We start from the raw sequence: 5790 nt of genomic DNA, 5'->3' as shown, positions 1-5790 counted from the left end.
AAGCCTTTTAAGTGGACATATAAGGGTAAAGTCTTGGCGGCCTAATAGTCTGTGTATTTACGCCGAGCTGTACTAGTAGGATTTAAGGTAATCCGACCTGCCTCGATTTTAGACATTTCCAGCACGTCATTAATCAGCGTCAGCAAATGCTCGCCAGAACGACTAATGATGCCAATCTGTCCCTGCTGTATGTGAGAAAGGGATGAGTCGCGGGCTAACACTTGGGTAAAGCCGAGTATTGCATTGAGGGGAGTTCGCAGTTCGTGACTCATTTTTGATAAAAATTCGCTTTTAGCCTTGTTAGCCGCATCTGCTACTTCTTTGGCTTGTTGTAAGGCTTCCTCTGCTTTTTTGCGCTCCGTAATATCGCTTGCTGTGCCAGTTATTCCTAGAACCTTTCCCTGGGAATCCCGTACCACCATTGAATTAACCCGGAGATTGATAGGTCTACTATCTTTAGCTAATTGTATAGTTTCATACTGAAACACGGACTCTCCGCTCAGTATACGTTGGAATATCTCGTTATCTTTGGGAAGTTGTTCAGGTGGCTTAAAAGCACTGAATTTCCGGCCTGTCATTTCTTCAGGGCAGTAATCAAAAATATGTTTGACAGCAGCGTTGACGAAGGTATAACGCCCTTCAGCATCAAGTGAAAAAATTATATCCTGGGATGTTTCAACTAAGTCGCGATATTTACCCTCGCTTTCTTTAAGCGCTTCTTGTACTCTTTTACGATCGGTAATGTCGTTAGTGACTAAGAGAATACACGCTTCTCCACCCAGATCAATAATATCTGCAGATACCAGCATTTTCCGCACTTCGCCTGCGGAAGTACGGCAATCGAATTCCTGATTGCGAAACACTCCTGATTCTTGCAATAGCTGTCTGTATCTGTCACATTCTTCTAAATGAACCCAAACATTTAACTCAATGGGTGTAAAACCAATTACCTCTTCGCGAGAGTAACTAAAAGTGTTGAGGAAACTGTCATTTACTTCGATGTAGCGTCCATCTGCGTAGCGGGCGATCGCGATCGGGTTAGGACTAGAACGAAAGGCTGTAGAAAACTTTTCTTCAGACTGACTCAAGGCTATTTCTGTCTGCATTCTGACAGCGATTTCCTCTTGCAATTCTTGAGTTCTTTCTATAACCTTACGTTCCAGCGTTCGTGAGTAGTCCCCTAATTGGTCATATAGTTGGGCATTTTTCAGGGAAATTGCCGCTAGGGAACACAACAGTCTTACCACGGATAAGCGGTTGGGAGTAAACGCACCTGTAGTTAAATTGTTTTCTAAGTAAACAAGACCGATAAGTTTACCTTGCCCTTGAATGGTAGCACACAAAATAGACTTAGGCTGATGCAATTTTATGTAAGAATCATTGAGAAAATTTTCAGCAATACGCGCATCGGCTATAACGACATCTTGTTGAGTTCTAGCAACATAATTAATTACGGAAGGTGGAACTAATGAACTGTTTTCAACCGGGACGGCTTGAGGCACAAATACTTGATCTGACTCAATCGTCCCGGCTGCTTCTATCCACAGCTCGCTGCCTCTATCTAAGATGAGGAAGCCCGAAGTAGCCCCGGCATTTTCTAAGACAATTCTCAGTAATTTTTCTAGTAAATTATCGAGAACAATTTCCCCAGCAAGCACTTGCGAGGCTTTCATTACTGTCCCAAAATCTAGTATATTTGTATCTGTCATTGTGCTTGAAGCGAGTAACTGGGTGCTGTTTATAGAGACAGTCTCTCGCTTAACAATGCTTTGAAGTAACTGTGGATACCTTTCTTCTAAGTCTCGAACCTTGGCTACTGCACCCCAGCGAGCGTAGCAGTAATAAGCCTCTTGCATATAAGCTTGCGCCACTTTTTCTTTGCCCCAGTCGAGGTAGAATTTAGCTGCTAGTTCGTTAGCGAGGGCTTCTTCTTGGATGTATTCGTTTTCTTTCGCTCCGGCGATCGCACGATCGTACATTTCAATAGCTTCTGCCCTCTGTCTGGCAACTCGGTATTTCTCTGCTTCTACCAACTGCCACTTATGCAAATAATTCATGGGGGCGTGTTCTGCCCAATGCTGCAACTTCCTTTGATTTTCCTGAACTCGTTGCCGCTGCGTTTCTAACTCCGTCTCGGACTCAGGAGTGGCAAGGGCTATGAGTGAGTCATAGAAATATAAACCAGCTTCGGAAATACTTCCTACGCTTCCCGCTATATACTGTCTTGCTCGATCGACATCTGCGGAGGCCCCAGCAATGTCTTCCAGCAGGAATCTCAACGTCGCCCTGTACAGATAGAAGATGCAGAGTCGGTAAAAATCGTTAGAGGCAAGCGACTGAGAAACCAGCTTCTCGTCATAGCCTTCCTGTTCAAAGGAAATCTCCAAGTTGTTTGGATTACCCAATAAAAACAGCGTTGTTTCCCAAAAAACCGAACAATAATTTGCCGTCGTTAGTTGGTTGAGGTCGAGTAATTGCTGGCGGTATGCCCGAATTTGGGGCTCAAGTTCTGCCAAAGGTTGACCGCAGCAGTAGGCATTTAGACAAAAAGTATACAAATCATACCCGACAAACTCTAGATTGCCTGTTTCTAATCCGGCTTGATAGCCTGCCTGAAGAATGGGGAGGGTTTCCCGCAAATGCGATTTACGATGGTGCAAACAGAGTCCGAGTGCAGCAAAAGTTGCAGAGCGAATATTTTTGGCATCCGCGCCACTGGCAAGACGATAAGCTAATCGGCCAAATTGATCGGCTACCGTCACATCTTGTAGAAAGTTGTTGAGAATCATCCCATAACAACTATAGCTATAAGCTGAAGTACGACTGTTGCCATATTGGATAGATAAATTTACCTGTAAGGCAGTCACCAGCGCAAACAAAGACGAACCACCCAGATAACAAGCTGTCGCCATAGTTGCCGCCACTTGCATCGCGGCCAGCTTTTGGGCATCCACCATCGCTGGCAGATCGAACAACTCTTCAATCGGTCGATCGCCGAGCAAGCTATTAATTTCCTGCACTGCTTGCTGAATATCTTCTGATGTAGCACTATCAGGCAATTCAACTCCTAATTCTTTGAGACTCAACAAACCGATAGCAATTGCTTCTAAAAACTTGTTCTGGGACGATAATGCCTGAATTTTGACGATGTAAACGTTCACTCGCTCTAGGGGAGTTTTGGTATGATAAATCACACTGTCAATCCACTGATTCATCTGATCAAAATCACCACAGAGTGAAGCCACTTCTGCAGCTATTTCGTGCAAGTTCAAGGTCATCTCGTACTGTCGTTGCCAAGCGCTCTCTCCAAGCAAATTTAGCCCGCTCACAGCATACTCATGAGCAGCTTGATAAGCAGTAGCGGCTCTGGCTTTGCGGCAAGCAGTTAGGTTAAGTTGGGCGAGTTCCTCCCTTTCCTGTTGTTCCACAACCAGTGTGGTTCCGTAGTTCAACTGATTGACTAATTCAAAAATGCGTTCTTCTCTGGCTTCTGCTGAAATTTGTTGCAGGAGTAATTGCCCGATTTGATAATGAGCGATCGCGCGTTCTTCTTCGGGAATCAAAGAATAAGCAGCTTGTTGGACGCGATCGTGCAAGAAACGATAGGCAACGGTTTGAGTAGTCGTTTCAGAAATCGCCTGTTGAGCGCCTACATAAAATTTATAAACTTCACTTTGGGGAATAATCAGCTCTTCCTGTAAAGCTTTCCACAATGCGGTTGCGGTTTCCGTCTCTGAACTCTCTGAAACAATAGCTAATGTTGCCAGGTCGAACTGGTTGCCAATGCAAGCGGCTAATTTTAAAACAGACTGAGTTGTTGCTGGCATTTTTTGCAACTGCTGTGCCATAAATAGCACCACATCATCAGTGAGCGCTGCCTCTCGAACTTGGCTAATATCGCACTGCCAATGTCCCGATTGCACCTCAAAAGTGATTAACTCATCTTGATGTAATGCTTTGAGAAACTGCGTTGCAAAAAATGGGTTTCCTTGAGTTTTTTGATATACTAATTCTGTCAGGGGTTGTGCCAAATTAGGATAACAAACTAGCGTATTCGCTACCAATTGATTTAAACTGATTTGATCCAGCGGTGCTAAGGTAATGGTATTGAGTCTTGTTCCTGCCTTCCTCACTTCATCGAGGGTTAACATCAGGGGATGGCCTGGTGATACTTCATTATCCCGATAGGCTCCCAGCAACAACAGATAACCCAATTGCGACTCATTGACGAGCAATTGCATTAACTTCAGTGATGCCGAATCCGCCCATTGTAAGTCATCCAAAAATATCACCAAGGGATGCTCTTTTGTGGTGAAGACAGCAATGAATTTGTGGAAGAGCAAATTAAAGAGATTTTGAGCTGCAATCCCCGATAGTTCAGGGGTTGGGGGTTGTGAGCCAATAATCCGTTCTAGTTCGGGAATGACTTCAATAATGACTTGTCCGTTGTCACCGAGCGCTTCGAGAATTTGAGTTTTCCATTCTTGGATTTTGGCATCAGTTTCACTGAGTAATTGTGCCATAAAATCGCGGAATGCTTGGACAAATGCCGAGAAGGGAATGTTGCGGTTAAACTGGTCAAATTTGCCTTTGATGAAATAGCCGCGCTGCCGGACAATGGGTTTATGTACCTCGTTGACTACTGCTGTTTTTCCAATGCCGGAGAACCCAGCGACTAGCATTAATTCGGATGTGCCATTTGCCACGCGCTCGAAGGCATTCAACAGGCTTTGTACTTCAGTTTCTCGACCATAAAGTTTTTCAGGAATCAGGAAGCGATCGCATACATCCCGCGTTCCTAACTCAAAAGTTTCAATGTTTCCAGTTTCTTGGTACTGCTGCAAACACCGTTCTAAGTCATGCTTCAATCCCAAGGCACTTTGATAGCGCTGTTCGGCATTTTTTGCCATCAGTTTCATGACAATATCCGAAATCACCTGGGGAATTACTTTGCTGTTTAGTGAAGGAGGTTGTTTTGCAATATGGCAGTGAACAAACTCCATCGGGTCGTCGCATTCAAATGGCAGTTTTCCTGTCAGCAATTCGTAAAAGGTGGCTCCCAAAGAATAAAAGTCGGTGCGGTAGTCGATGCCTCGGTTCATTCGTCCAGTTTGTTCGGGAGAAATATAGGCGAGCGTTCCTTCTAAGACGTTGGGATTTTGAATTTCTTGAGTTTCTCTAGGAAGTAAGGAGGCGAGGCTAAAGTCAATCAGTTTGACTTGTTTGGTTTCGGGATGTATTAGGACATTGGCGGGTTTGATATCTTTATGAATAACTCGGTTTTGGTAGAGATAGTGGAGAATCTCTGCTAGTTGCAAAGCCTTGTTGAGAAAATTTTCTAAAGATACAGATTTATTGGGTTGGTTTTGAGCAGTTGCAGCCTTGAGATAAGTAGACAGAGAGACTCCTCCAAAGTCCTCCATTATCAAAGCATAGGCGTTTTTGTAGGCTGCTAAATCGAGGGGTTTAACAATACTGGGGAGGTTGAGATTTTTGGCAATGGTATATTGGTTGCGAAACTGCACCAATTCGCTGAAGCTAGGGTATTCATTCCGCAGGACTTTAATGACGACTGGAGTACGATCGCTCTCCCGAACACCTCGATAAACTAAAGTGCGAGATCCTGCATAGAGTTGTTCTGTTATGCGATACCCTGGCAGGTCAGTAATTGTCTCCATTTTCCAGTCCTCAATAAATTGGGGGTTAGTATATCTCTAGTACAGCTCGGCGTAAGTACACAGACTATATTTATGGTAGAATAACATAGTTAGCTGAGACCCGTTTAGGTGG

Annotated in this window: 1 protein-coding gene; it reads right to left on the bottom strand. The window is 44.2% G+C overall.

The window, feature by feature from the left end:
• Window positions 1-41: 41 nt before the first annotated feature.
• On the bottom strand, window positions 42-5678 hold the full coding sequence (locus QUB37_RS28995) for an AAA family ATPase (RefSeq protein WP_333168630.1): 5637 nt from the start codon (window positions 5676-5678) through the stop codon (window positions 42-44).
• Window positions 5679-5790 lie beyond the last annotated feature (112 nt).

The organism is Microcoleus sp. AT3-A2 (assembly GCF_036705685.1).
Lineage (GTDB): Bacteria > Cyanobacteriota > Cyanobacteriia > Cyanobacteriales > Microcoleaceae > Microcoleus.
This window is presented reverse-complemented; position numbering and strand designations above follow the sequence as displayed.

Bases quoted from the DNA above. Each gene is read 5' to 3' on its own strand.
- QUB37_RS28995 (WP_333168630.1), bottom strand. From the start codon at position 5,678: ATGGAGACAATTACTGACCTGCCAGGGTATCGCATAACAGAACAACTC.